Genomic DNA, 2,908 nt, shown 5'->3' on the forward strand with positions numbered 1-2,908 from the left:
TCTCTTCTTCATATGAGCGTTTGATTTGTTCCGAAGAACTTGGCAGTCGCCATCAAACGCCCACGCTTATCGGCTGTATATTTTTAACGAACCTGCAAGAACTTCAGCGCTGGGCTTCTTTTCTTGCTAACCCCGCTGCGATCAGCGGAGCCTTCGATTATCGCACAGTTTTGGAAGACCTGTCAACTTATCGGGACTTGCTGTTTGCCGTTTTGCTTGTCGTTTCCGACTCACTTGCCGCTATCAGCGAAGCCTCGAATTCTATACCGGATTTTGAGTCCCAGTCAAAGTTTCTTCGACTTCTTTTCCCCCTCTGCCTGCTGCGCCGTACGAGCCGTCGCAATTAGCCGAGCCCTCGACTATAGCACCATTTCGGAGGGCCGCCCACCAAGCCACGGCAGCGAGCGCAACCGGACCCCGCTGGGCGTGAACGGGCATTGCCAACGACCGGCGCCAGCTGCGGCACGCCGGCTCTCCCAGGCCCGATGGAGGGCGGTTGCTGGGCACGATCCAGGACTCCACGACGAGGGCCGCGCCAGTCGGAGCATCAAAGACAGCCGGCAAAGTTGGCCTGCTGGACAACCCGGTGTGAATGTCGATGCCTGTGCAGCGCCGCCGTCAAGGCGAAGACCCCGAACGCTCCATCTGCTGCGCCACGGCATCGGGATTGATGGACCCCCCAATAGATGGCACACACGAGCCGGTGCACCCTGGGCCTACCGGCCTGCAGGGACACACCTCAGCAACCTGACGGACGATGGAGCCGAACGACTCGCGCAGGGCGACCCCGCGCGCGCGCCGCTCACAGCGGGCCACCCCAGCCGGCCCGGGCAGCGGCCAGGCCCAGCGCGGCCAGATGGCGAACCCTTGTTGAGCAGGCGGTGGCGGAGAGGCACCGGGTCGGGCCCAGCTCCACCGCGGCTTCGTCGATGAACGATTCCAGGAAGAGGGCGTTGTGCGAATGCCCGACGGAGCGCAGAACCCGACCGGCACGCCCAGGCGAGTGAACACGTGTTCGATGCGCTGCTGGGCGAAGCAGTAGGGCTGGTCGAACAGTCCCTCCGCCGCCATCTTGTCCAGCACCTCGACCGGTCCTGCCATGGCGGGGCGCGTTGCAGCCAGCGGGGGGTAATCGCGTCGCGGGGGAAGCGGATGTGAGGCCGACCGGCAGGCCTTCCGCGCCAATCAGCGCCCGCAGCCGCGCTGCCCGCATCGGCCGCCAGAGGTCATGCATCGTGTCCAGCTCCCGGCTCCACAGCAGCTGGAGCGGTGCGGGCATGTCCATGGCGACGCGGAGCGCATGTGCGGCATCGTCCACTTCGAGCCGGCGCCCGAAGCCGCCGCCGAGCAGCGCGACATGCGCCTGCACGCTACCGACCGGCACCCCGGCAATCGGGGGCGCCACGTCGCGGCATGCGGCGCCTGGGTCGGCGCCCACACTTCCACCGATCTCCGGGGGCACCACTGCCGTTGCGTTCATCGGTTCCAGGTCGCGTGGGCCAGATAGGGAGCGGAGTAGGAAGCCTCGATGGTTCGAGCCGCGGACGTCTCAGCGCGGCCCAGGTCCGCCTCATGGAAGACGTAGCCGTCGCCGCTCTTGAGCGCCTCCTGCAACTCGGCCGCGGCCGGCGCGCCTCCAGCGCACCTTGCGGGCGCTGCCGCTACTCCACTTCCACCGCCGCGGCGGCACGCTCGGCCTGCAATGCCAATCCGCGCCATGGCGAACCCAGCCGTCGAGCCGGCATACGCCGGCAGCATCACCAGCCGGTGCACGCCAGGCAGCGCGAGGCCCGCACGCCCGGCCACCCGACCGGGCGGGCCGCCCAGCATCGGGCACAGGCGCAGCGCCGCATGCAGCATGCCTGGCAGTCGCACATCGGCCTTGAAGCGGGCGGAGCCGTCGACCGTGGCCGGCCAATCCAGCCTGGGCGCCGACTGGCCGATGGCGCCAGGCCGCCCTGGGTTTCAACTGCACGCTGCACGCGGCACGCTACCCGGTGGCGTTGCCGCGGCAAAGAGCGGGCGCGCCATAAGGAGCGGAACGGCCGGAAGGATGCGACACACCGCGACCACTGTCGTCAGTTCCTCCACCGGCCGCTTCCGCTGCAGCGATGCCGCACCGAGCGGATCCCCTTCCTTGCCCGTTGTGTGCTCAATATAGCCATGCGCCACGCCGCGGTACGGCTTTCCACGCTGCAGTGCAGTACCAGCGGTGATAACCTCGACCGCTTTGCACGCGCATCCATGGCCCTGATCACCCTCGCCAACGCACAGCTGGCTTTCGGCCACGTTGCCCTCCTAGACCACGCTGATTTTTCGCTGCAGGCAGGCGAGCGCGTCGGCCTGATCGGGCGCAACGGCGCCGGCAAGTCGTCCCTGCTCAAGATCCTGGGCGGCATGGAGCGCCCCGACGACGGCGAGGTGCAGCTCCAGCAGAACCTGCGCTCGGCCTTCGTAGCGCAGGAGCCGGTGCTGGTGGAGAGCGACACGGTGTCCGAGGCGGTCCGGGCCGGGCTGGCCGACCTGCTCGACGTGCTGGACCAATACTCCAGCGGCGAGGGCGACCTCGACGCCCTGCAAAGCCGCATCGAGGCGCAGGACGGCTGGAACTGGCAGCAGCGCGTCGACGAGACCATGGAGCGGCTGCGTCTGGACCCGGCGGCCTTGATCGGCACCCTGTCGGGCGGCAACCGCAAGCGCGTGGCGCTGGCCCAGGCCCTGGTGCGGCGCCCCGACGTCCTGTTGCTGGACGAGCCGACCAACCACCTGGACCTCGACTCTATCGAGTGGCTGGAAAACCTGCTGATCGATTTCCGCGGCAGCGTCGTGCTGATCACCCACGACCGGACGTTCCTGGACCGCGTCGCCACCCGCATCGTCGAACTCGATCGCGGCCGGCTGCTGTCCT

Annotated in this window: 2 protein-coding genes; both read left to right on the plus strand. The window is 67.7% G+C overall.

What is annotated here, in order from left to right; all coding sequences use genetic code 11:
• Window positions 1-347, plus strand: a 347-nt coding sequence (locus tag JWP65_RS14865; protein WP_299765072.1) for a hypothetical protein, incomplete at its 5' end; no start/stop codon positions are given.
• A 1,225-nt stretch (window positions 348-1,572) separates the two neighbouring features.
• A partial coding sequence (locus JWP65_RS14870; RefSeq protein ID WP_299765074.1) for an ATP-binding cassette domain-containing protein occupies window positions 1,573-2,908 on the plus strand: 1,336 nt, incomplete at its 3' end.

It is taken from the genome of Ramlibacter sp. (genome assembly GCF_028292805.1).
Taxonomy (GTDB): Bacteria; Pseudomonadota; Gammaproteobacteria; order Burkholderiales; family Burkholderiaceae_C; genus Ramlibacter.